Origin of the sequence: Micromonospora halophytica (assembly GCF_900090245.1) — a bacterium.
GTDB classification, from domain to species: domain Bacteria; phylum Actinomycetota; class Actinomycetes; order Mycobacteriales; family Micromonosporaceae; genus Micromonospora; species Micromonospora halophytica.
On the sequence record NZ_FMDN01000013.1, the window covers coordinates 17,719 to 43,732 of the forward strand.

General features: G+C 72.0%; 11 protein-coding genes. 1 reads left to right on the plus strand and 10 read right to left on the minus strand.

Features of this window, described 5'->3' with window-relative positions:
* Positions 1-29: 29 nt before the first annotated feature.
* The 7 genes from GA0070560_RS17470 to GA0070560_RS28755 form a co-directional block, all read right to left on the minus strand.
* Positions 30-15,446 (minus strand): type I polyketide synthase, encoded by a 15,417-nt coding sequence (locus tag GA0070560_RS17470; RefSeq protein WP_091298533.1) that lies wholly within the window; start codon positions 15,444-15,446, stop codon positions 30-32.
* A gap of 40 nt (positions 15,447-15,486) precedes the next feature.
* Positions 15,487-16,680: a cytochrome P450 gene (locus tag GA0070560_RS17475; protein WP_091298536.1), complete on the minus strand. Its 1,194-nt coding sequence runs from the start codon at positions 16,678-16,680 to the stop codon at positions 15,487-15,489.
* Positions 16,681-16,723: 43 nt separating this feature from the next.
* Complete coding sequence (locus GA0070560_RS17480) at positions 16,724-16,939, minus strand: DUF5988 family protein (protein ID WP_091298837.1); 216 nt, start codon at positions 16,937-16,939, stop codon at positions 16,724-16,726.
* Positions 16,940-17,076: 137 nt separating this feature from the next.
* On the minus strand, positions 17,077-18,039 hold the full coding sequence (locus tag GA0070560_RS17485; protein ID WP_091298541.1) for a Gfo/Idh/MocA family protein: 963 nt from the start codon (positions 18,037-18,039) through the stop codon (positions 17,077-17,079).
* Positions 18,036-19,019 carry a Gfo/Idh/MocA family protein gene (locus tag GA0070560_RS17490; protein WP_091298544.1) on the minus strand — a complete coding sequence of 328 codons (984 nt, stop codon included), beginning with the start codon at positions 19,017-19,019 and terminating at the stop codon, positions 18,036-18,038. Before GA0070560_RS17490 ends, GA0070560_RS17485 begins: the two co-directional genes overlap by 4 nt.
* A gap of 527 nt (positions 19,020-19,546) precedes the next feature.
* Positions 19,547-19,804, minus strand: a complete 258-nt coding sequence (locus GA0070560_RS28750) for a hypothetical protein (RefSeq protein ID WP_091298547.1) — start codon at positions 19,802-19,804, stop codon at positions 19,547-19,549.
* Between the two features lie 52 nt (positions 19,805-19,856).
* The gene (locus tag GA0070560_RS28755) at positions 19,857-20,003 is read right to left on the minus strand and encodes a hypothetical protein (RefSeq protein ID WP_170839457.1); all 147 of its coding nucleotides are present in this window, start codon (positions 20,001-20,003) and stop codon (positions 19,857-19,859) included.
* 138 nt (positions 20,004-20,141) lie between these two features.
* On the opposite strand from GA0070560_RS28755, the gene GA0070560_RS28760 reads away from it, so the two are divergent.
* Positions 20,142-20,297, plus strand: coding sequence for a hypothetical protein (locus GA0070560_RS28760; protein WP_170839458.1), 156 nt, complete (start codon positions 20,142-20,144; stop codon positions 20,295-20,297).
* A 33-nt stretch (positions 20,298-20,330) separates the two neighbouring features.
* Here GA0070560_RS28760 and GA0070560_RS17500 read toward each other — a convergent pair whose 3' ends face one another.
* The 3 genes from GA0070560_RS17500 to GA0070560_RS17510 all read right to left on the minus strand — a co-directional run bounded on the left by GA0070560_RS17500 (position 20,331) and on the right by GA0070560_RS17510 (position 25,828).
* Positions 20,331-22,271, minus strand: a complete 1,941-nt coding sequence (locus GA0070560_RS17500; RefSeq protein WP_091298550.1) for a multicopper oxidase family protein — start codon at positions 22,269-22,271, stop codon at positions 20,331-20,333.
* A gap of 321 nt (positions 22,272-22,592) precedes the next feature.
* Positions 22,593-23,798: a cytochrome P450 gene (locus GA0070560_RS17505; protein WP_091298553.1), complete on the minus strand. Its 1,206-nt coding sequence runs from the start codon at positions 23,796-23,798 to the stop codon at positions 22,593-22,595.
* Positions 23,799-24,253: 455 nt separating this feature from the next.
* Positions 24,254-25,828 (minus strand): FAD-dependent monooxygenase, encoded by a 1,575-nt coding sequence (locus GA0070560_RS17510; protein ID WP_091298556.1) that lies wholly within the window; start codon positions 25,826-25,828, stop codon positions 24,254-24,256.
* Positions 25,829-26,014 lie beyond the last annotated feature (186 nt).

Genomic DNA, 26,014 nt, shown 5'->3' on the forward strand with positions numbered 1-26,014 from the left:
CGTCCTCCACGTTCGTTCGACATCGGTGATCAGCTCGCCTTGCCCAGCGCACGTTGGACAAGACCGGCAATGTCCAGTGCGTCGATCAGCTCCACGTCATCCGCCTCGGTGGGCGCCTTTTCCTCCGGTACGGCCGCGTCCCCGTCGGCCAGACCCAGCAGGGCCTCCAGCACGCCCGCCTCCCTGAACCGGGCGATCGGCACGGACGCGAGGACCCGCCGCAGCTCCTCCTCCTGCACCGGGAGCTCGTCGTCGGGCTCCCGGAGCAGCTCGGCCCGCAGGTACCCGACCAGCGCCTCCGGCGTGGGGTAGTCGAAGATCAGCGTCGCGGGCAGGCGTAGTCCGGTGGCCGCGTGCAGGCTGTTGCGGAGGTTGACCGCGGCCAGCGAGTCGAAGCCCACCTCCTGGAACGGCTGTCTCGGGCCGATGCCCTCCGCGCCGCCGTGACCGAGGACCGTCGAGGCGTGCCCGCGGACCAGCCGGAGCAGGATCCGGTTCTGTTCACTGTCGGTGACCCCACGCAGGGACTCCGCCAGGGACGCGGCCGTGTCGCTGTTCCCGGTGTCGGGCTGCGACGCCGCCAGGGCCGCCCGCGCCTCGGGCAGGTCCGCGAAGAGCGGGCTGGGGCGGACCGAGGTGAAGGCCGGAATGAAGGAACCCCAGTCCATGTCGGCCACCGCCACGAACTTCTCGTTGTCCCCCACGGCCTGTACCATCGCGGCCACCGCGACCGCGGGCGCCATCGGCAGGACACCGCGGCGGCGGAGTTGGGCGAGCGCGGCCTCGTCCATGCCCACGCCGATCTGGTCCAGTGCTCCCCATGCGATCGACGTGCCCCGCAGGCCCCGGGCGCGGCGCCACTCGACGAGCGCGTCGAGCACCGCGTTCGCCGCACCGGACGGGCCCTGGCCGCCGCCGCCCCAGAGCCCCGCGATCGACGAGAACACGACGAACGCGTCGAGCGGGGTGTCCTCGAACAGTCCGTCCAGCCACATCGCGGTGTCGACCTTGGCGGCGAACACCTCGGCGAGGTCGCCCGCGCCGGTGTCGTCGACGGAGCTGGTCTGGGTGACGTCGGCGGCGTGGACCACGGCGGTGAGCGGCTGCTCCGCGGGCGTCGCGGACACCAGGGCGGCGATCGCGTCCCGCTCCGCGTCGGCGCACGACTCCACCACGGTGGGCAGGCCCAGCCCGGCCAGTTCGGTTCGCAGTTGTGCCACGCTGTCGTCGGGCGCGTCCGCGGTGGTGGTGACGATGAGCCGGTCGACGCCCGCCTGCGCGAGCCAGACCGCGGCGTGCCTGCCGAGCCCTTCGGCTCCGCCGGTCACCACGACCGTGCCCCGGGGCTGCCAGCGCCTGCCGGCCGCGGGCTCCGGCACCGGCTTGCGGACGAGCCGCCTGCGGTAGCTGCCCGACCGCCGGATCGCGAGCTGATCGTCGCCGGCGGCGTTCAGCACGCCGAGCAGGGCCTGCGCCGTGCGGGCGTCGCTCGACGCCGGCAGGTCGACCAGCCCGCCCCAGCGGTCGAGCCGCTCCAACGCGACGGCGCGGCCGAGACCCCAGAGCGCGGCCTGGGCCGGCGCGGTGACGACGTCCTGGATACCGATGTTCACCGCGCCCCGGGTCACGCACCACAGCGGCGCGGTGGCGGCGCTGTCGCCCAGGGCCTGTACGAGCGCGAGCGTCGTCGCCGCGACGGCGGTCGGGCCCGGCGTCGCGGGGTCCAGGGCGAGCAGGGACAGCACGCCGGTCAGGTCGTGCTCGGTCAGGACGGCGGCCAACCGCGCGGTGAGACGTTCCCGGGTGCGGTCCTCCTCGCCGACCTCCAGCTGGACCAGGTCGAGGCCCTGTGCGACCAACTCGGCGAGGAGGGCGTCCTCGGCGTGCGCCGTCGGCACGACGACGAGCCACCGGCCACCGGGCACGCCGGCGGCTTCTCGGTCGAGCGGCTGCCAGGTGACGTGGTAGCGCAGCTTCTCGGCGGTCGACATCTCCCGGCGCTTCTTGCGCCAGTCCGCCAGCACGGGTACGACGGTGTCGAGGGCATGTCGCTGGTCGTCCGATGCCGTCTCCAGCAGTTCGGCGAGGGAATCCAGGTCGGCGTGCTCCACCGCGGTCCAGAAGACGGAGTCCGTACCCTCGGCGGCGTCAGCCGCACCGGTGGCCGCGTCGGCCTCGTGCAGCCAGTAGTGCCGGTGGTCGAAGGCGTAGGTCGGCAGGTCCACCCGCCCCGACACGGGCGGCAGCATCCGGCTCCAGTCGACAGCCACGCCACGCACGAACAGTTCGGCCATCGAGGCCAGCAACCGTGGCAGGCCGCCGTCGTCACGCCGCAGCGACCCGACCACCAGACCGTCGACGATCTCGCTGACGGGCTGCACCAGCACCGGATGCGCGCTGAGTTCCACGAACACGGCGTGGCCCTGCTCGGCCAGCTCCGCGACCGCCGGGCCGAAGCCGACCCGGTTGCGCAGGTTCCGATACCAGTAGGCGCCGTCGACGACCCCGGCGTCGCGGATCCAGTCGCCGGTGACGGTCGAGTAGAACGGGATGGTCGGCGCCTGCGCGTCGACCCCGGCCAGCACGTCGGCGAGGGTGTCGCGGAGGTCCTCGACGTGGCGGCTGTGGGAGGCGTAGTCGACGGCCACCCGCCGCACGCGCACTCCCTGGCCGGACAGGAACTCCAGGGCCTCGTCCAGCGCCTCGGCGTCTCCGGCGATCACCACGGCGGACGGGCTGTTGACCGCCGCCACGTCGATCCGGTCCGCCCAGGGCGCCAACCGGGCGACCGTGTCGTCCTCGGGCAGCGCGACCGAGGCCATGCCGCCACGTCCGGACAGCTTCGCGGCGATGGCCTGGCTGCGCAGCGTCACCACCCGGGCCGCGTCCGGCAGGGACAACGCGCCGGCCACACAGGCGGCCGCGATCTCGCCCTGCGAGTGGCCGACCACGGCGTCCGGCCGCACCCCCACCGACGACCAGACCGCCGCCAGCCCTACCATCACGGCGAAGCTCGCCGGCTGCAGCACGTCGACCCGGTCGAGGATCTCGGCGGCGGCCTCACCGCGCAGCACGTCCAGCAGGGACCAGTCGGTCCAGGGGGCCAGGGCGGCGGCGCACTCCGCGATCCGCTCGGCGAAGACCGGTGAGGTGTCCAACAGTTCGCGGCCCATGCCGACCCACTGCCAGCCCTGGCCCGGGAACACCCACACGATCCGGCCCGGCACGTCCACGCTGCCGGCCACCAGGGTGGGGGAACTCTCACCCCGGGCCAACGCCCCCAGGCCGGTCAGCGCCTCGTCGTGGGAGCCCGCCACCACCACGGCCCGTCGGCCGAGCGTCGCCCGGCCGGACGACAGCGCACCGGCCACCGCGGCGAGTGGCACCTCACCGGATCCCTTGAGGAAGGAGACGAGCCGGCCGGCCTGCCCGGCCAGCGCACCGGCGCTGCCGGCTGTCACCACCAGGGGCAGCACACCGGACGGTGGTACCTCCGCCTGGGCGGGCTGGTCCTGCGCTACGGGCGCTTCCTCCAGGATGACGTGCGCGTTCGTCCCGCTCGCCCCGAAGGAGGAGACGGCGGCCCGACGCGGACGGTCGCCGCGTGGCCAGTCGCGCGCCTCGGTCAGCACCCGGACCGCCCCGGCCGACCAGTCGACCTGGGTGGTGGGCGTCTCCACGTGCAGCGTCGCCGGCAGCGTCTCGTGTCGCAACGCCTGCACCATCTTGATCACACCGGCCACTCCCGCGGCTGCCTGGGTGTGCCCGATGTTGGACTTCAACGAGCCCAGCCACAGCGGACGCTCGGGATCCCGGCCCTGCCCGTACGTGGCCAGCAGCGCCTGCGCCTCGATCGGATCGCCCAGGGCCGTACCGGTGCCGTGCCCCTCCACGACGTCCACGTCGCTCGGTGACAGGCCGGCACTCGCCAGCGCGCTGCGGATCACCCGCTGCTGCGACGGGCCGTTCGGCGCCGTCAGACCGTTCGACGCACCGTCCTGGTTCACCGCACTGCCTCGCAGCACCGCCAGGACGGGGTGCCCCCGCTCCCGCGCCACGGACAACCGCTCCATCAGCACCACACCGACGCCTTCGGACCAACCCGTGCCGTCGGCGCCCTCCGCGTAGGCCTTGCAGCGGCCGTCGGCGGACAGGCCCCGCTGCCGGGAGAACTCCAGGAACGCGTCCGGGCTGGCCATCACGGTCGCACCACCGGCCAGCGCCATCGAACACTCGCCCTGCCGCAACGCCTGGGCGGCGAGGTGCATCGCCACCAGCGAGGACGAGCACGCGGTGTCCAGGGTGACCGCCGGGCCCTCGAAGCCGAACACGTAGGACACCCGACCGGACGCCACGCTCGACGCCGCGCCGGTCATCAGGTAGCCGTGGACGTCGTCGGGCACCTTGTGCAACCGGCTGACGTAGTCGTGGTGGACGATGCCGGTGAAGACACCGACGTCACTGCCCTTGAGCGACGACGGGTCGATGCCGGCCCGCTCCAGCGCCTCCCAGGACGTCTCCAGCAACAACCGCTGCTGGGGGTCCATGGCCAGCGCCTCGCGCGGCGAGATCCCGAACAGCCCGCCGTCGAACTGTGCGGCGTCGTACAGGAACCCGCCCGAGCGGGTGTAGCTCGTGCCCGGGTTGGCCGGGTCGGGGTGGTACAGCCCGTCGAGATCCCAGCCCCGGTCGACCGGGAAGCCGCCGATCGCGTCCCGCCGCTCCAGCACCAGCTGCCACAGTTCCTCGGGAGTGTCCGCGCCGCCGGGCAGCCGGGTGCTCATCGCGACGATCGCGATCGGTTCGTCGGAAAGCGGGGGCCGGGTCGTCGCAGCGGGCAGCTCCCGGCGCTCACCGAGCAGCTCGTCGCGCAGGTGGGCGGCGAGGACGGCCGGCGTCGGGTAGTCGAAGACCAGGGTGCTGGGCAGGCTCAGGCCGGTGAAGTCCTGGAGTCGGTTGCGGAGTCGGACCGCGCTCAGCGAGTCGAATCCGAGGCTCTTGAAGGCCTGCTCCCCGTCGATCGTGTCCGACTCGCGATGACCGAGGACGGCCGCGGTGCTCTCCTTGACCAGATCCGTCACGATCCGGAGCTGCTCGGCGATGGCCTGTCCCGCCAACCGGCCCAGGATCGCGTCGCCCGCCGCTTCGCCCCGAGGTACCAGCCGGCGGGTGAGCGGTGCCGGCTGCGCCTCGGTCGCGGGCTCCGCCGGCTCGGCCGCGGCACCGTCGAGGGTCAGCGGGCCGATGACCGCGACGGGTTCCCCCGAGCTGTCCGCGAGCTCCAGCAGGTGACGGCCGTCCTGCGTCGGGGTCGTCCGCAGCCGCAGTGCGGTGGCACCTTCCGCGTACACCGCCACGGCGGCGCAGGTGGACAGGTCCCTGTGGTCGTCGCCGGCCAGCGTGCGCAGGGCGGCGTCGACGAGCAGCGGGTGCAGGGTGAAGGCGGCAGCCTGGTCGGCCAGGTCGTCCGGGAGGGTGATCTCGGATCCGGACCGGTCCCGCAGGTCGAAGGTCGGCTGCGGCATGCCGGGCACCAGCACGGCGCGGGCGTGGCGGGTCCACGCTCCGCGTTCCACGCCGTCGCGCCTGCCGTGGACGGCGACTGCGCGCCGTCCGTCCGGACCAGCCGCGTCCACGGTCACCCGCACCTGGGTACGTCCGTGCTGCGCGATCGTGAGCGGCGTCTCGACGACGAAGTCTTCGAGGCTGCCACAGCCGACCTCGTCGCCTGCGGTGACGAGCAGTTCGAGAAGTACGGCGGCCGGAACCCGGGGGGCGCCGCCGGGGGGCAGGCCCGGGCTCTCCGGCGACAGGCGGCCGGTGAGCACGAGGCTGCCGGTGCCCGGCACCTCGATCACGGTGCCGAGCAGCGGGTGCCGGGCGTCGGTGGCACCGAGCGCCTCCGCGCCACCCGTGGCGGTGTCGTCGGGCCCGGCCCAGTACCGCTGATGCTGGAACGCGTAGGTGGGCAGTTCAGTGCCGGTCACGGCGGTCCGGCGACCGAGCAGGCCCGTCCAGTCGACGGCCACCCCACGCACGTGCAGTACCGCGACCGCGGTGATGATGTCGATGCTCTCCGCGCCGTCCTTGCGCAGGGCGGCGATGCAACTCTGCTCCGGCGCGCCGAGCGTGGTGAGCGCCATCGCGGCGAGCGACCCACCCGGGCCCAGCTCCAGGAAGGTCGTCGCGCCGCGCTCGCTCAGCGAGGTGACGGCGGCGCTGAACAGGACCGCGTTGCGTGCCTGGTCGACCCAGTAGTCGGGGGTGCCGAGCTGTCCGTCCGAGGCGAGTTCACCGGTCGACGTGGAGACGATGGGAATGCTTCCCGGCCGGAACGACAGACCGGCCACGACGGCGCGGAACTCGTCGAGCATGGGCGCCATCAGCGGTGAGTGGAAGGCGTGGCTGACCGGCAGTCGCCGCGTCCTGCGGCCACGGCCCGCCAGTTCGCCCGCGACGGCGAGCACGGCGTGCTCGTCACCCGAGATCACCACCGAGTCGGGGCCGTTCACCGCCGCGACGCAGGCCACACCGTGCGCCTGGGCGAGCAGGGGCGCGACGTCGGCCTCGGTCGCCTCGACGGCGACCATCGCGCCGCCGGCCGGCAGGTCCTGCATCAGCCGACCCCGCGCGGCGACCAGCTTGGCCGCCTCCCGCAGGTCGAGGACACCGGCCACATGAGCGGCGGTGATCTCCCCTACCGAGTGGCCGGCGAGGAGGTCGGGTCGCACCCCCCAGGATTCGATGAGCCGGAACAGCGCGGTTTCCAGGGCGAACAGGGCGCCCTGTGTGTACATGGTCTGGTTGAGCAGTTCGCCGTCGGACGCGAACACCACGTCGCGCAGCGGCCGCGCCGCGTGCTCGCCCAGGTGCTGGTCCACGGCGTCGCACGCGGCGTCGAACGCGTCGCGGAAGACCGGGAACGTCTCGGCGAGTTCGCGTCCCATGCCCGCCCATTGGCTGCCCTGACCGGTGAAGAGGATGGCCAGTTTGCCCGTGACCGGGGTGCCGGACACGACCATGGGACCCGTCTCCCCGCGCTCGACGGCGCCGAGGCCGGCACAGGCCGCGCGCCGGTCGGGCGCGAGGACCACCGCGCGGTGATCGAGTTGGGCGCGCGTGGTGGCGAGGGCGTGGGCGGTCCCGGTGAGCGGCATGTCGTGCCGCTCGTCGAGGAACCGGGCGAGCCGGCCCGCCTGGCCACGCAGCCCGACGGGCGTCCGCGCGGACACCAGGACCGGTGTCGGGAAGCCGGTCGGCTCCGGCTCCGGCTGCGGGGCGGTGGCCACCGGCAGGTCGGGGGCCGCTTCGAGGACGACGTGGGCGTTGGTGCCACCGATGCCGAAGGAGGACACCGCGGCGCGGCGGGGCTGGTCGGTCTGCGGCCAGTCGCACGCCTCGGTGAGCAGTTCCACCGCTCCCGACGACCAGTCCACCTTGGTCGACGGTCGATCCACGTGCAGCGTCCTGGGCAGGAGCCCGTGCCGCATGGACATGACCATCTTGATGACGCCCGCGACGCCCGCTGCCGCCTGGGTGTGCCCGATGTTCGACTTCACCGACCCGAGCCGGAGCGGCCGGCCGGCGGGCCGGTCCTGGCCGTAGGTCGCGAGCAGCGCCTGCGCCTCGATCGGGTCGCCGAGCGTGGTACCCGTTCCGTGCGCCTCGACGACGTCCACGTCCGAGGTGCGCAGGCCGGCGTCGGCCAGCGCCTTGCGGATCACCCGCTGCTGCGACGGTCCGTTCGGTGCCGTCAGACCGTTCGACGCGCCGTCGGAGTTCACCGCCGATCCACGGACCACGGCCAGCACCTGGTGGCCCCGGCGGCGGGCCTCCGACAGCCGCTCCACCAGCAGCAGTCCCACACCCTCGGACCAGCCGGTGCCGTCCGCGCCGTCCGCGAACGCCTTGCAGCGGCCGTCGGGCGCCAGACCCCCCTGCCGGGAGAACTCCACGAACGTCTCGAGGGTGCCCATCACCATCACGCCCCCGGCCAGGGCCATGGTGCACTCGCCGCGGCGCAGTGCCTGCGCCGCCAGGTGCAGCGCCACCAGCGAGGAGGAGCAGGCGGTGTCGACCGTGATGGCGGGGCCTTCGAAGCCGTAGTGGTAGGCGACGCGACCGGAGACGACGCTGCCTGAGCTTCCGGTGAGGCGGAAGCCCTCGATGCCGGACGCGCGGTGCGTCATCGTGCTGTAGTCGTGGCTGTTGACGCCGACGAAGACGCCGATGTCCTGCCCGGCCAGGGTGGTCGGGTCGATCGCGGCCCGTTCGAACGTCTCCCACGACGTCTCCAGCAGCAGCCGCTGCTGAGGATCCATCGCCAACGCCTCCACCGGGGAGATGCCGAAGAAGGCGGCGTCGAAGCCGGCGGCGTCGTCGAGGAAGGCGCCGTGGCGCACGTAGGTGGTGCCCTCGTGGTCGGGGTCCTCGTGGTAGAGCCCATCGACGTCCCAACCGCGGTCGCGGGGGAACTCGGTGACGGCGTCGACCCCGTCGGCCACCACCCGCCACAGGTCCTCCGGGCTCCGCACGCCGGCAGGGAAGCGGCAGGCCATCGCCACGATCGCGATCGGCTCGTCGGTCGGCGTGGCGGGGACGCCGAGCTCGGCCGGGCGAGCCGGCTTCCCACCGAGAAGCGTGGCGTGCAGGTGCTCGGCGAGCGCCGTTGGTTTCGGGTAGTCGAAGACCATGGCCGGGGAGAGGGTGAGCCCGGTCGTGGCGGCCAGCCGGTTGCGCAGTTCCACCGCGGTCAACGAGTCGAATCCGGCGTCCTTGAAGGTCCGGTCCGGGTGGACGGCGTCGGCGTCGGCGTGTCCGAGCACCTCGGCGGCGTGCCTGCGTACCAGGTCGAGCAGGATCTCGGTCCGCTCGGGTCCGGCGAGACCGGTGAGGCGCTTGGCGAGCGGTACGGGACCGGAGGTGGCTCGGGCCGTCGGTCGCGGTGCCGGGGCCAGACCCCTGAGCAGCGGAGCGACCGGATCACCGCCCGCCGCGGCCCGGCGCAGGGCGGACACGTCGAGCTTCGCCGCCACCAACGAGCCGGCCGCGCCGAGGGCGGCGTCCAGGATCGCCATCCCCTCGGCGGCGGAGAGGCCGCTCATGCCGAGGCGCCTGTTGCGGTGCAGGTCCGCGGTTCCCAGGTGCCGGGTCATGGCGCTGACCGGCGTCCAGTAGCCCCAGGCGAGGGAGACGGCGGGAAGGCCGAGGCGGTGACGCTGTCGCGCGATCGCGTCGAGACAGGCGTTGGCCGCGGCGTAGTTGGCCTGCCCGGGGTTGCCCAGCACCCCTGCCGCGGAGGAGAAGAGCACGAACGCCGCGAGGTCCAGGTCCCGGGTGAGCTCGTGCAGGTGTCGCGCCGCGTCCAGCTTCGGCCGCAACACGGTGTCGACGCGTTCCGGGCTGAGTTCCGTGAGCACCCCGTCGTCGAGGAGACCCGCGGTGTGCACCACGGCGGTGAGGGGGTGCTCGGCCGGAATGGCGTCCAGGACGGCCTCGAGTTGGGCCCGGTCCGCCGTGTCGCAGGCGGCGATCGTGACCAACGCCCCCAGCGCGGTCAGCTCCTGGTGCAGGTCCGGTGCCTGGCCACGGCGGCTGACCAGGACCAGGTGCCGGACGCCGTGCGCGGTGACGAGATGCCGTGCCGTGGTGGCGCCGAGTGTTCCCGTACCGCCGGTGATCAGCACGGTGCCGTCCGGGTCGAGCGGACGGCGCTCCCCCGGGAGGTCGGGTGAGACGCGGGCCAGTCGCGGCACCTCCGCGACCCCGTCGCGGACCCTCAGCTGCGGCTCGCCGCTGAGCAGCACAGCCGGCAGTACGGATCGGGACGCGTCGTCGAGGTCGGCCAGGACGATCCGGCCCGGGTGCTCCGACTGCGCCGAGCGCACCAGGCCCCACACCGCGGCCGCGTCGGGTTCGGCGCAGTCCCCGGTGACGACGGCCAGCCGGGTGTTCGCCAGGGCGGGTTCCGCGAGCCATGCCTGGAGCAGCGCCAACGCCGCGTGGACCGCTGCGCGGGGATCTCCACCGATCGCCTCGTACCGCAGGACCTCGGGGGCCGCCGCGGCCGCCGCGGCGACGTCCTCGCCGGTCGCGACGGACACGATGTCGACGGCACGGTCCACGACCGGGAGCGGCTGTTCGATCCAGTCGACGCGGAACAGGACGTCGTGCGGCAGCGCACCGCCTGCCTGCTCGGCGGACATGGGGGTGCCGAGGACCGCGTCGACGGTCAGGACCGGCTGTCCCGTGGCGTCGGTCAGCGTCAGGCCGGTCCCTCGCGGCGACGTCACGCCCGGCCGTACGTGCACCGCGGTGGCGCCGGAGGCCAGCAGGGTCACCCCGGTCCAGACGGACGGGAGCGTACCGTCGGCGATGACGGTGCGGACCGCGGCGTCGAGCAGGGCGGGGTGCATCCCGTAGCGTCCGGCGTCACGAGCAGCGGCGCCGTCCAGACCGACCTCGGTGGCGGGCCCGAGTTCCGGACGGTTCGTCCGGGATGCGGCGAGGGCCAGCGTGCCGTGCGCGTGGCGGGTCCACGCTGCGTCCACCGCGGCTTCCGCGGCACGGGACCAGATCTCCACGGACCGCCGCCGCGTCTCGTCCGGCTCGCCGACGACGGCCTGGATGTCACGGCCGCCGCGCGTCGGCAGCACCACGGGTGCGTCGACGGTCAGTTCGTCGAGGACAGGGGTGGCGGCCAGGTCACCGAGCCGGACCGTCAGCTCCACCAGGGCCGCGTTCGGGACCAGGACGGTGTCCGCCACGAGGTGGTCGGCGAGCCAGGGGTACGACCGCAGCGACCACCGCGAGGTGGCGGTGAACCCGGCCGAGTTCGGCGAGCCGACGACCGCGCCCAGCAGCGGGTGGTCGGCCGGCACCTGTCCCAGCGACGTCGCGTCGGTCGCGGACTCGGTCGGCTGCAGCCAGTAGTGCTGGTGGTCGAAGGCGTAGGTCGGCAGGTCCACCCAGCCGGCCGGGGGCGGACACGTCCGGGTCCAGTCGACGGGCACGCCCCGTACGAAGAGCTCGGCCATCGAGGTCAGCAGCCGCCGCAGACCGCCGTCGTCACGCCGCAACGTCCCGGTCACCACGGCGTCGGTGTCTGCCACGATCTCGCTGATCGGCTGGACGAGCACCGGATGTGCGCTGACCTCGAGGAAGACGCGGTACCCCTGGTCGAGCAGGTCGGCGACGGCGGGGCCGAACCGCACCTGGTTGCGCAGGTTCCGGTACCAGTAGCCACCGTCGACCACTCCGGCGTCCTGGATCCACCCGCCGATGGCGGAGGAGTAGAAGGGCACCGTCGGCGCCTGCGCGTCGACACCGGCCAGCGACTCGGCGAGCAGGTCCCGGATGTCCTCGACGTGCCGGGTGTGCGAGGCGTAGTCCACCGCCACCCGCCGCACCCGGACACCGCGGTCCTGCAACGCTTCGAGCGCCTCGGTCAACGCCGTGGCCTCGCCGGCGACCACCACCGACGACGGCCCGTTGACCGCGGCGATCTCCACCCGGTCCGCCCAGGGCGCCAGCTGCGTCGCCGCGTCCTCCTCGGGCAACGCCACGGACGCCATGCCACCGCGACCGGACAACGTCGAGGCGATGGCGCGGCTCCGCAACGCCACCACCCGAGCCGCGTCCTCCAGCGACAACGCCCCCGCCACACAGGCGGCCGCGATCTCACCCTGCGAGTGGCCGACCACCGCGTCGGGTCGTACGCCCACCGACGTCCAGACTGCCGCGAGCCCCACCATGACCGCGAACGTCGCCGGCTGCAGCACGTCGACCCGGTCCAGCAACTCCGGCTCGGCATCGCCACGCAGCACGTCCACCAGGGACCAGTCGACCCACGGCTCGAGCGCCGCGGCGCACCGCGTCACCTGCTCGGCGAAGACCGGGGACGACTCGATCAGCTCCCGGCCCATACCGACCCACTGTGTCCCCTGCCCGGGGAACACCCACACGATCCTCTCCGCGCCGCCGACCCGGCCGGTCACCACACCTGCCGCGTGCTCACCACGCGCCAGGGCACTCAGGCCGGTCGTCGCCTCCCCGGCGGAACCAGCGACCACGACGGCCCGCTCGTCCCACATCGCCCGGCGCGACGCCAGCGCTCCGGCCACGCCCGCCGGCAGCCCGGACCGCTCGACGAACTCGGCCAGCCGACCCGCCTGACCGGCCAACGCCGCCGCGCTGCGCGCCGACACCACCAACGGCACCACACCCGGGTGCGGCGCCTCGTCGACAGCCGGTTCCTCGGGTGCCTCCTCCACGATCACGTGCGCATTGGTCCCGCTGACTCCGAACGACGACACACCGGCCCGGCGCGGACGACCGTTGCGGTGCCAGTCCCGCGCCTCGGTCAACAGCTCCACCGCGCCCGCGGACCAGTCGACCTCGCCGGTGGGCACGTCGACGTGCAGCGTCGCCGGCAGGATTCCGTGCCGCAACGCCTGCACCATCTTGATCAGACCGGCGACACCCGCGGCCGCCTGCGCGTGTCCGATGTTCGACTTCAGCGATCCCAACCACAACGGCTGCTCCGCGGGGCGGCCCTGACCGTAGGTCGCCAGCAACGCCTGCGCCTCGATCGGATCGCCGAGGACGGTCCCCGTGCCGTGCCCCTCCACGACGTCGACGTCGGACGGCGAGAGTCCCGCGGCGGCGAGTGCCCGACGGATGACCCGCTGCTGCGCCAGACCGTTCGGCGCGGTCAGGCCGTTCGACGCGCCGTCCTGGTTGACCGCACTGCCCCGCAACACGGCCAGGATCCGATGCCCGCGCTCCCGGGCCACCGACAGCCGTTCCAGTACGACCACACCCGCGCCCTCGGCCCAGCCGGTGCCGTCTGCGGAGGCGGCGAACGCCTTGCAGCGCCCGTCGGGGGCGAGGGCCCGCTGCCGGGAGAACTCCACGAAGGTCGCGGGCGTGGCCATCACCGTCGCCCCGCCGGCCAGCGCGAGGGAGCACTCGCCCTGCCGCAGCGCCTGCACGGCGAGGTGCACCGCCACCAACGAGGACGAGCAGGCCGTGTCCACGGTGACCGCCGGCCCCTCGAAGCCGAAGACGTAGGACACCCGCCCCGACGCCACGCTGGCGGCCGATCCGGTGGCGGTAAAACCTTCCAGCTCCGGCGCCTCGACGCCGACTCCGTAGCCGTGGCCAAAGACGCCGGCGAACACACCGACGTCGTCACCCCGCAACGACGTGGCGTCGATGCCCGCCTGCTCCAACGCCTCCCACGAGGTTTCCAGCAGGAGTCGCTGCTGCGGATCCATCGCCAGGGCCTCGCGCGGGGAGATCCCGAAGAACCCCGCGTCGAAGAGGCCGGCCTCGTGCAGGAAGCCACCCTGATTCGTGTACGAGGTGCCCGCGCGGTCGGGATCGGGATCGAAGAGACGGTCGAGGTCCCAGCCTCGGTCGCCGGGGAACTCGGAGACGGCGTCGCCTCCGGCGGCCACCAGGTTCCACAGCTCCTCCGGCCCGGTCACCCCGCCGGGCAGCCGGCAGGCCATGCCGACGACGGCGATCGGTTCGTCGGGGTCGGCCACCGCTGCCGGCTCGACGGCCGCCCGGGTGACTCCGAGGATCTCGGCCCGCAGGTGGCCCGCGAGCGCCAGCGGAGTGGGGTGGTCGAAGATGACGCTGGTCGGCAGCCGCAGCCCGGTGCTCGCCATCAGGCGGTCACGCAGCTCGACGATGACCGCCGAGGTGAAACCCAGGTCGCGGAAGGCCCGGTCGACCGGGATCGAGTCGGGACCGGGCCGGCGTAGCACCACCGCAGCCTGCGTCCGGACCAGGTCGCCCAGGAGTGACCGCTGTGCGCGTTCGTCCAGCCCGGAGAGCCGATCCCTCAGGGCCGCGGTGACGGCGGCGTCCGGCTCGCCCACGTCGACCAGCGCGTCGTGACGGTCGGTCGCCGCGTACACCAACCGGCCGGGCTGCTCGGGGAGCAGACGCCGCTGGATCTTGCCGGACGCGGTCCGGGGGATGCTCGCGACCTCGTGGACCTGCTCCGGCACCTTGTAGGCGGAGAGCTGCTCGCGGCACCGGGTCAGCAGGGCCTGGACGTCGAACCCCTCGGGACCGGGGATCACGTACGCGACCGGCACCTCGCCGAGCGTCTCGTGCGGCACACCGGCCACCGCCACGTCGGCGACCCCCGGGACGGTCCGCAGCACCGCCTCCACCTCCGTGGGGTGGATGTTCTCCCCACCGCGGATCACCAGCTCCTTGATCCGGCCGCAGATGGTGAAGTAGCCGGCGTCGTCCCGCCGGGCCAGGTCGCCCGTGCGGAACCAGCCGTCGCGCATCGCCTCGGCGGTCGCCTCCGGGCTGTTGTGGTAGCCGACCATGACGTTCGGCCCCTTGACCCACACCTCCCCCTCGGCGCCGACGGGACGGTCGGTTCCGTCTGTGGGGTCGACGATGCGGACCTCGACACCCGGCACGGGCAGGCCGCAGGACCCGTCGACCCGCGGGCCGTCCGGCGGGTTGATGGTGATGGCGCCGCACGTCTCGGTGCTGCCGTACGCGTCGACCAGCGGGACCCCGAAGGTCTCCTCGAACTCCCGGCGCAGCGCGGCGCCGAGGACCGCTCCGCCGGCCAGCCCGATCCGCAGGCCGGGTGCGGAGAGTCCGTGCTGCCTGGCGGCCCGCACCAGGTGCTGGTACGTCGTGGGCACCCCGGCCAGGAAGGTCGGCTGCTCCTCGTGCAACGCCCGGATCACGTCCTGCGGGGAACTCCCGTCCATGATCCGGGCAGTGGCACCGACCACGGTGACGGAGAGGACACAGGCGATGTGCGAGAGGCTGTGGAACAGCGGTAGCGGCCAGAGAACCCGGTCCTGGTCGGTCAGGCCGGGAATGGGCACGTAGCACGAGGCGACGGACCAGAGACAGTTGCGCTGCGTCGAGAGGACGCCCTTGGGCCGGCCGGTCGTCCCCGACGTGTAGAACATCCAGGCCACCTCGTCGAGACCGAGGTCGTCCCTGGCCGGGTGGTCCGGTTCGGTGGTGGCGAGTTCGTCGTACGACAGCGTTCCCGCCGGGGCGTCGCCGGTGACCACCAGCCGGAGGTGCGGCGCAGCCCCGAGCCGCTGCGCCTGCGCGGCATCGGTGACGACCACCGTGGCACCGCTGTCGGACAGCAGATACTCCAGTTCGGCCTGGGACGACGCGGGGTTGAGCGGCACCCCGACGGCACCGGCGCGCACGATCGCGAGGTAGCTCTCCACGGTCGACACCGACTGGTGCAACCAGATGGCCACCCGGTCACCGCGCCGGACGCCCAGGCCCGCCAGGTGACCGGCGAGCCTGCGCGTCCGGGCCTCCAGATCGGTGTAGGTCACCGTCCGCCGGTCGTCCTCGAAAGCCACCTTGCCGGGAAAGCGGGCCGCGTTCTCCTTGAGTGCGACAGGTAGCGGCTTGATGAGATCGGTGCGCACGGTGTGGCAGGTCCTTTCGAGGGCTGAGCGGAGAGATCGCTCACCAGCTCACGGGGAGGTTCTTCACTGCGAAGACGGATCCCTGCAGGCGTAGTGGCACCTCGTCGGCGGGGACCGCCAACCGCAGGTCGGGGAAGGCCCGCAGGAGTGCCGACAGGCCGACACGCAGCTCGACGCGCGCCAGGTTCTGGCCGAGGCACTGGTGGACGCCGAAGCCGAACGCCACATGACCTGAGGTTTCCCGGTCGATGTCCAGCTTCGCCGGGCACTCGAACTTGGCCGGGTCACGGTTCGCCGCCGGCAGCGAGACCGTGACGGTGTCCCCCTTCTTGATCACCTCGCCGTGCAGGGTGAGGTCTTCCAGTGCGGTGCGGTACGTGTGGTACTGGTTGACCGTGAGATAGCGCAGGAGCTCCTCGATCGCGGCGTCGAGCTTCGTCGGATCGGCGCGGAGCCGCGCCAGTTGGTCCGCGTGGTGCAGCAGCGCGAAGGTGCCGACGGCCAGCGCGCTCTCGGTGGTCTCGTAGCCCGCGAACAGCAGCAGGGTGACAATGTTGCGCAGCTCTTCACCGGTCAGCTCCTCGTGGCCGACCAGGGTGCTGATCAGGTCGTCCTCGGGCTGCTTGCGGCGCCGCTCGATGACCTCGTCGAAGAACGCCCCCGCCTGCTCGTACGCGGCGGCGGCCTCCGCCGGGTCCGCCTCCGCGTCGTGCAGGAGGGTCACCGCGTGCAGGTAGCGGTCACGCTCTTCGTACGGCAGGCCGACCATCGCGGACAGCACCCGGAGCACGAGCGGCTTGGCGAAGGTCCCGACCAGGTCCGCCGGAGCCCCGTGTTCCCGCATGACCTCGATCTGCTCGGCCGCCACGGCCTCGACGTGCGCGGTCAGGCGACTCGTCCGTCGGACGGTGAACTCCCCGGTCAGCAGCCGGCGGTAACGGGTGTGCTCGGGCGGGTCCATGTGGATGAACATCCCGGGGATCAACGGGTGGGTCGGGATCACCTGCCCCTGGTGGGTGACCGGGAAGTGCCCGACCTCGCAGCTGTGACTGAACCGCGGGTCGCTGAGGACCTCACGCACCAGCTCGTAGCTGGAGACGATCCAGCCGACATGCCCGTCCGGGTAGCGCATCCGCGCGAGCGGACGCTGTTCACGTAGCGTGTCGAATACCGCCGGCGGATCGAACTTGTCGGTCCGCGCCCACGGCACCTCGAAGGAAATGGCGTCGGTCATGGAGTCCTTTTTCACTCAGGCATGATCTGCGGGCGAACGGCTTCTATTCGGCGATCTTCGTGCGGCCGGTCCACCGGAACACCGCCGCTTCGTATCCGTCCACCGTCCGGTATTCACCGTCGTGGACGAAATGCTCGTAGCCGGCCCCGTGCCGAATCTTGAGCGTCTGCCCCAGTTCCGCCTTCGGGACACTGCGTTGTGCCTTCGGCAAACTGAGCGGTCCACCGCTGAGGATGACTTTTACTTGCGTGACACCCATCGTGATCTCCAACTCTCGCCGGGTCATTTCCGCCCGCGAAGCGGGCACGAGATGACCAACCCCGATGTCATTGGTTCTCGCATTCGCGAGAGGCGATCAGGCTGCTCGTCCGCCGCCCTTGGCCAGGGTCGGCGTCGTCAATTGAGGTCGACGGGCTGGCCGGTGTGCATCGATTCGTAGGCAGCCTCGACGATCCGCTGCGTGCGCAGCCCGGCCTCGCCGTCGGGGCCGTTTCCCGCGCCGGTCTCGATCGTGCCGAGGAAGTCTCTGAGCATCGACGGGTAGGGGTCCTCCCCGCCCGGTTCCCGCCGTTCCCCGCCGGTGACGGCGTCGAATCCGCCGAGGAGCCGCGGAGCTGCGTCGTACTCCAGGCTCGCCTTGTCACCGATGAGGCTCAGGGCCGGGCCGCCCGCCGCCGACCGGCTCCAACCGCAGGTGAACGAGGCGACCACCCCACTGCGGTACGAGACGGTGAGCACTGCGGCGCTCTCTGGGCCCGCAGCTGCGCCGAGCACGCCGTTCGCCTGTGCGTACACCCGGGTCGCCGGTTCCCCGTCGAGCATCACGTCCACCAGGTCGAGCAGGTACGGGGCGTTGGCGGCGAGCGCTCCGCCGTTCACGCCGGCCGCCGGTGGAGTGTGGTACGAGCCGTGGATGGTCGTCAGCGTGCCGACGACACCGTCGGCGATCCCGCGGCGGACCGCGGCGAACGCCTCGCCGTAGCAGGCCGGGGACGCGAGCGTGAGGCGAACGCCGGCCATGTCACAGGTGTCGACCATGGCCTTGACGTCCGAGCTCTTGACCGCCAGCGGCTGTTCGCAGAGCACGAACGCCTCCGCCTCGGCCATGCGCTCGACCGCGTCCCGGCGGCGGCCGACCTCGCTGGTGACCACGACGGCGTTGGAGCGCCACTCGAGCACCTCGTCCCAGTCGCCCGCGTAGGGCACACCGAGTTGCCCGGCGACGCCACGGGCCCGAGCCTGGTCGTCCGGCGGCCCGTCGGGGTCCGCGATGAGCAGCTCGACATCGGGCATGGCGTGCAGCAGTCGGACGTAGGTGTCCGCGTGCTCGGACGCCAGGGACAGGACGGTGACTTTCATGCGGCTCCCTTCACAGGCAGTTCCACGGCACGGCCCGACCACGCGGACTCCGCCGCGGCCTGGGTGATGCGGACTGCGGCCAGCGCGTCACGGGCCCCCAGGCGCGGCTCGGGCCCTCCGGTGAAGGCCTGGGCGAACTCCCGCATCTCGGCGGCGAACACGGATCCCCCGGCGTAGCCGAAGCCGCCGGCCTCACCGTCGGCGACCCGGACCTCCTGGGGCCACTCGGAGTCGTAGGTCAGCGTCCCTTCGGTACCGGAAACCTCGAACGCCACCCGGACGGGCGGTTTCGGGGTGGCCGTCCACCGGCTCACGACCTGGCTGATCGCGCCGTTGGTGTGAGTGAGGACGGCGATTCCGGTCGCGACCGCCCCCTCCGGGGCCGGCGCGGCGATCTCGCCCTGATAGCAGGCATGCACCCGGCTGACCTCCCCGAAGATCCAGTAGGCCAGGTCGACGCCGTGCAGCATCTGATCGGTCAGGATCCCGCCGGAGCGCGCGGACGCGTGGCCCGTCCAGGGGCGCGGGTGGTATGCGGAGAAGCGGAAGTGAGCGACGGTGCCCTTGCCGATCCGACCGGACGCCACCAGCTCGTGGAGCCGGGCGAAGGCGGGAGCGAACCGCACGTCGTGGGCCGGGTAGAGCCGTACACCGGCCCGCTCCGACGCGTCGACGATCTCCTCGGCCTCCGCGCTGGTGGCCGCCAGGGGCTTCTCGCAGACCACACCCACGCCCTTGCCGATCGCGGCCAGCGCGATCTCCCGGTGGGTGCCGGTCGGGGTGCAGATGTCCACGACATCCGCGCCATCGAGTGCCTCGGTCAGGGAGCCGACGGCCCTGGCACCGAACTCGCGGGCCAACTCGGCGGCACGGCCGTCGTCCGAATAGATGCGTACAGCCGCCCCGGCGCCGATCCACGCCTCCAGGTGGAAGCGTGCTATCAGTCCCGCGCCGATCAGCGCCACCTCAAGCTGCCGCATGGCAAATCCAGCCCTTCTTCCTGACGCCGGACCTACGGATACTCACAGGCGCGGTGGTCAATGCCTGATCAGATTCGCCCACCCCCTTGTCAGAGGCCATAACCAACGTGGGTAGTTCAGCGGGTGGTGGGGCCAGCCGACGCCTTTTACCGGCCTGGTTCGATATCGTGAGGACGGGATTCCACGGCCGACTCCCGTCACCCGGGACGCCTACCCGTCCGGTCGATCAGTGGTGGCGCCGGCGGTGTCCGGCTGCGCCCACCGGAATGGCCACCGCGGCGGGGCCCCGGGTCCCGGCAGAGTCGCCGGGTGTCCGGCTTGACGTGGCTGGTGGAGACGCGCCCTTGCGGGTGGCAGCAGGGCGGGCATGCCGGTTCAGATGGTCCTCAAGGTTCCTACGCATCGTCGCTCGCGCAACGCGGCGCGCACTGGCGTGGCCACGGCCGCCGCGAGATCCGCACGCTCACGGGCGCCGGCACCGGCGCCGGCCGGGCAACACGGTGACCGTCAGCGGCGTCCGCCTGGGGTTAGTCCCGGAGGCGCTTGGCCTGCGGCTTCGGTCGGCCTGGCGGCACCAGCAGCGCTTTGCGCCACATCTCGCGTACGCCGAAGACGAACCAGTACGTCCCGATGCCGGCGATCACTCCGGACAGGAGGATCGTGCCCAGCGGCGGAGCCTCGCCGAACCGGCCACCGAAGCCTTCGAACGGCCCGTAGACAAGCATGTGCCGGACCGTGATCACCACCCCCGTCCAGCCGAAACCCGCCAGCGCCAGCGCGATCATGCTGGAGGCCGCGAGCCCAGCCCACGAATCGCCCTGGACGGACCGAGGACGCCTACCCTTGGGGTGCCTTGGCATGCCCGAAGGCTACCGGCGGGATCACCCACATACCCGGCGGGCCCTGGGTGAGGACCAGCGCCCGCTCGACGAGGAACCGGCCGTGGAAGGCCACCGCCACGCCGTCGAGCATCGGTGCGGGCACCGGCAGCCGGGCGGCGGACGTCCCCGTCCGATCGAGGACGACGCCGACCAGTCGTACGCCGCTGCTGCTCGACGCCTTCCCCGATCCTCAGGGCCGGGAACCGGCCAGCCGGGTACGGATTCCGGCGAGGTGGTTCGGATGAAGACTGCGCGGACCGGCCGGCGCCTGCCCGAGATGTCCGGTCAGCGTGAGGACGACGGAGTCGTGGTGCTCACGCTGACCGAACCGGCCTCCGGCCCTGACCAGGAATCCGCCGTGCTCGAGGCGGTCGGGCTCTGCCCAGGGTTGCGGTGAGGCGATCGTCGAGGCGGGGTCGCCGTCGGGGGGTTACGAGTGCCCGCCGTGGCCGGAGCCCCCCGAATGGTGACCGGAGCCGCCCGGGTGCATGTGGAACCGGGCGACCTCGGGCGGGTGTACGACAAAGGGTCGCATCATGCCCTCGTCCTCGTGGTCGAGGATGTGGCAGTGGTACATGAACTCGCCTGTCGCGCCCTCGAACTGGCCGGCGACCCTGATCCACTCACCCGCCCACAGGCTGAAGGTGTCCTTCCAGCCCTCCTCGTGCTTCTCGATCGGCGGGCCGTCGCCCGACGCGAGCAGCGGCTTGGTGGTGCCGCCGACGGCGACGTCGAACGCCGTCAGGTTGCTGATCTTCCGCCGGGTCAGCATCTGGAACCGGGCCATGTGGATGTGCATCGGGTGCGGCGCCCCGCCGAGCTGGATGAGGTTCCACACCACCCACCGACCTCGGTCGATAAAGATCGTCCTCGTGTCGTCGAACAGGCGCGCGACCCTCCGGAACGTGCGCACCCGCCCCGTGGCCGGGTCGGTGACCTGGATGACGCCCTCCTGCGGGAACCGCGTCGGCAGCTCGGCCGGATCGGTGATCTCCTTCAGCTCCCACATCTCCGGGTGCGGTCGGCCGGCCACACCGGGCAGGGTCGTCGCGACGAACACCTCGTCGTGGTCCTCGGGCACGGTCACACCGTCTTGAAGCCGGGCGTACGACGTGGACAGGCGAGCCGGCGGCGTGAACCAGTCGTTGCGGCCGCGGCTCTCGACGCGGAACTCCATGATGTCCGGCTCGACCGAGGCACCTGTGTTGACGAGGCGCAGGCGCTGTCCCTTGAACCGGCTGAAGTCGATGAGCAGGTCGACGCGCTCGGCCGGGGTGATGGTCAGCCCGCGCGCCGGCACCGCCGCCGGGGCGGGCAGCAGGCCGGCGTCCGTGCCGACGATCCGGACCGCGTCGTTGTGCACGGTGCCCGCCTCGTCGACCAGGTCGAGGCGGAAGAACCGACCGTTCGCCGCGTTGAGCACCCGGAAGCGGTACCAGCGCGCGTCGACGTCGAGGTGTGGCCAGATGACGCCGTTGACGAGGGTGAAGGGACCGGTGACGGGAGCTGACGTGCCGGTCGTGGGCAGGTACTGGAACTTGAACAGCAGCTGGCCGGTGAGCGCGCCGGTCGCCGGGTCGGTGTCGAGGTTGCGGTCGGTGATGACCAGCGGGATCTCGTGGTCACCGCCGGGTAGCCGCAGGCGCTCCTCTTCCTCGTCGTGAATCAGGTACAGGCCGGCGAGTCCGGCGTGGACGTTGAAGCGCGTCACGGCCATCGCGTGGTCGTGGTACCAGAGGGTGGTGGCCGCCTGTCGGTTCGGGTACTCGGTGAGCTGCGTGTCCCCCGGCGAAATGCCGTTGTGCGCCCAGCCGTCGTTGCCGCCGTTGGTCAACGCGCCGTGCAGGTGTACGACGTTCCACGGCGGCAGGTCGGCGACACCGTCGATCAGCTCCACCCCGGTGGGCAGACTGCCGTCCGGGTTGCGGTAGCCGGGCACGTTCGCCGGGGTCGGCTGCGCGTACGGTGCCCGCACCGCCACGAGCGGTACCGTGCCCCGGAGTTCGTTCGTCCACGCGACCCGCAGTCGCCTGCCGCTGCGCACCTTGATGGTCGGGCCGGGGAACTGTCCCTCGTAGGTCCACAGCGTCGTCTCCGGCAGCTGGGAGTGCAGCCGGGTCCGCGCGTTGGTCATCGTGATCGTCAGTTCGTCCCGGAACCGTCGTGAATATGACCGGATCGTCGGCGGAATCCGGAGCGGATCGAGGAACTTGGTGAGACCGAAGTTCGGCGCTGCGGACCGTGTCGGTTGCCGGCTGACGGCCGCCGCCGCCGGGGTGCTCGAACTGACCGATCCCACGCCCGCCACCACGCCTGCCGAACCGAGCACGGCGGAGGTGAGGAAGGTGCGACGGTCGACGGAGCCATCCATTGGCATTTCTCCTGCGCTATTTCAGGGGCGTACGCCCGTTGTGGCGCACCAACTTACCGGGCAGGCCGCAGAGTCCACATCGGACCTCGGTGCCGGTTCCGCCGGCCGGCAGCCGCCTGCCGCCTCCCCCTGACGTGCCGGATCCACGAGGATCGCCCGCTGCATCCGGTGTCACCGGGACGTCATCGCCCCCCACCGACGACCGCGTGGTGATGGAAGCGCCCACCTTCCTCCGAGCGCATTACCCTGCACCTGGTCGCCTCGCGCGCGGAGCCGCCGGCACGTCCCGCAGGTACGGCGGCGGCTCGACGCCCGGTGGTGCTACCAGGTGACGGGGAGTTCGGTGATCACCTCGAAGCTCGCCGTCGGATGGAAGGGAACCTCCTCCGCCGGAACCGCCAGACGCAGGCCGGGCAGCCGCCGGATCAGGGTGCCGAGGGCGATCTCCATCGTGATACGCGCGAGGCTCTGGCCGAGGCACTGGTGGGCGCCGAACCCGAACGTGATGTGGTCCCGGGTGGAGGTGCGGTGCCAGCGCAGCGCATGCGGCGCGTCGTAGACGTCCGTGTCGTGGTTGATCAACGAGGTTATGAAGAAGACGCCGTCACCCTTGCGGATGGTGGTCCCCTCGATCTCGATGTCGTCGACGGCCAGCCGGGTCATGCCGTCGGGAATGGACAGGAACCGCAACAGCTCGTCCACGGCGGCGGGCAGCAGTGACGGATCGGCTCGCAGCTCGGCGAGCTGCTCGGGGTGTTGGAGCAGGGTGAACATGCCGAGCGAGATCATGGTCCCGGTGGTGCCGTGGCCACCGGCCACCTGAAGGGCCAGCGTCGAGACCAACTCCTCGTGGTCCATGTCGCCCGTGCCGCCGCGCCGTGCGAGAAGGTCGTCGAGAACCGCCGCGCCGGGGTGCCGCTTCTTCTCCGCGATCAGCCTGCCCATGTAGGCCATGAGCTCGTCGTACGCCTCGTTGGCGCGCGCGCCGGTGGCGAACCGGTGTGACAGCTTCTCGAAGTGTTCGTGGTCGTCGTCCGGGATGCCCATCAGTCGGTACAGCACCGTCACCGGCACAGGCGCCGCGAACGCCCGGATCAGATCCGTGGGAGCGCCGTTCTCGATCATGTGGTCGAGCTGCTGGTCGACGACCTCCTGGATCTGCGGACGCAGGGCGTTGACACGTCTGATCGTGAAGCTGGGGATCAGCATCCGGCGCCGGGCGTTGTGTACCGGGTCGTCGACGCCCACCAACGCGGTGACGATCTTCATGACCTTCTGTTGAGCGTCGCTGGCGGCGGCGGCGACGCTCGGGAACATCATGGGCCAGGCGGGGTTGGTGCGGTCGCTGGAGATGCGGGGGTCGATCAGGAGCCGGTGGGCCGTGTCACGAGTGGTGACCGCCCAGACACGCCGGCCGTCGTAGAGGGCGACCTGGGCGAGTGGCCCCTGCTCGGCCAACGGCCGGTATCCCGGCGCCGGCTGGTGGGGGCAGGTACGACCCTGCGGAAACACGACGCTGTCAGTCATGCGGGAATCCTCCGAGCAATCAATGCGGTGATGTGCGCGTGACCCGTGCGGAGCGGAGACTCATCGGGGCGTGCCGGTGGGAGAGGGCCGCAGCAGAGCCGGCATCACCCTCGTCACTCCCGTCGACAAGGTGAAGGCGGCCCCGACACAGGACTCGGAGGCCGTCCGGCGCGGTGGGTGCCCGTCCCAGGGGATCCGCCTCACTTCGGGGCCGGCCAGCAGGGCCGCCCCGGTCTGGGACCTGGTGTGCGGTCAGGAAGCCCTCCCTTCGCGTTGGAAGGCGTGCGATCCGTGTGGTGGGGTCGGGCGGTCCACGGTCCCGGTCGGGACGGTAGCCAGGGGACGCCCCGCCGCGCATCCCCTCCCTTGGTAGTGCTCGTCGTGCGAGCCTCCGCCGGAGCGCGCGAGCAGTGACCGCTGCCCCGGGCACGGCTCCCCCGGGCAACGGTCACGCGTCACGCCTGTTCGACCAGTTCCCCGCGGTCACGCTCACCCTCGTCCCACGAGTCCGGTCCCACCGGCTCGTTGGCAGGGCCGAGCCAGGTGGTGAGCGCGGACTCGAGTGCCGTGAGGTCAGGGGTGTCCCCGGTGGAGGTGATCCAGGCGGTGTGCCCGTCGGGGCGGATGAGGACCGCCGCCGGCGGTGAGAGTTCGCTGTCGCCGGCGGCCTGGGGAAACCGGCCGCGGCAACGGGCGTCGACGATGTCGAGGCGGTCACGCCACCCTGCGGTGACGGCGGTCAACTCCGCGAGAAGTCGCGGGTCGTCGTTCAGGTTGAGCAGAACCGGTCGCGCGGTGTGCAGCAGGCTGAACAACCGGATCTCGCCGTCGGGCACCGTCAGGTCGAGGTCGGGAAACCGGCGGCCGAGCAACGGATGCCCGTCACCGAGCGGGTAGCGGATGTCCAGCGCGCTGATCATCCCGGCGAGCATCTGGTTCACGTCGTCGACCGCGACGAGGTCGGCGAACACCTCCCGCAGGGCGTCCCCGTGCGGGCCGGGACGGGCCAGCGCGGTCTGCGCGCGGGTGTTCTGCAGCACCCGCGCGGCGACGGCGGAGCGCTCGTCGTGATAGGTGTCGAGCAGGGCGTCCGGCGCGTGACCGTTGACCACCATGCCGAGTTTCCAGCCGAGGTTCACCGCGTCCTGCATGCCCAGGTTCATGCCCTGGCCGCCGGCCGGGAAATGGATGTGCGCGGCGTCGCCGGCGAGCAGCACCCGGCCGAGCCTGAACCGCTCGGCCTGCCGTGCCGAGTCACCGAAGCTGGAGAGCCAGCGAGGGCTGTGCATGCCGAAGTCCGTACCGGCGATCTGCATCGTCCAGTCCCGCAACCGCTCGAACGTCATGGGTTCGTCCCGGGAGATCACCACGTCGTACACCGTGGTGAACACCCGGTGCCAGCCCGGTTCGTAGCCCAGCACGGAGACGTTGCCCTTCTCCCCCGCCACGACCGTCGGGCCGTCGGGCGGGTCCGCCAGTTCGACGTCACCGAGCATGGCGGTCAGCGTCGCCGGGGTGCCGGGGAAGCTGATTCCCGCGAGTTTGCGGACCGCGCTGCGTCCCCCGTCGCAGCCCACCAGGTAATCGGCCGACATGGTCGACACCGACCCGTCCGGGTGGCGCACGTCGATCACCACACCGGTCTCGTCCTGGCGCAGACCGGCCACCTCCGACGACCAGCGCACCTGCACGCCGAGTTCGGCGGCACGCTGATCGAGCAGCGCTTCGGTCCTGGTCTGCAGCAGCATCAGCGAGAACGGATAGCGCGTCTCGAGCCGGGCGAGGTTCAGCAGTTGCTTGGCGAAGAGCCCGCTCGGCAACGACCTGCCCGCGGCGATGAACGGCTCGACGATCCCTCGCTGGTCCAGCACCTCCAGGGTGCGGGCGTGCATGCCGGCGGCGCGTGACTCCCCGGAGCGGCCGTCGAGCCGGTCCAGCACCACCACCTCGACTCCGCTCAGCCGCAGTTCACAGGCCAGCATCAACCCCGTCGGGCCGGCGCCCGCGATCACCACATCGGTTTTTGTCATCGTTCTCTCCAAGAGTTCCTGACAGTCCCCGGCTCACTGTGGACGGACACTGACGGCGGCGGAACATTCGTCCGAGTAGTTGTCGCACGGAATCCTGACCTGGGCGCTCGACGACACCGTCAGGTGATGTTTCGCTCCTGGTCCGGACCAAACAGGACGAAGCTGGTAACCGGAGCGGCATTTTCG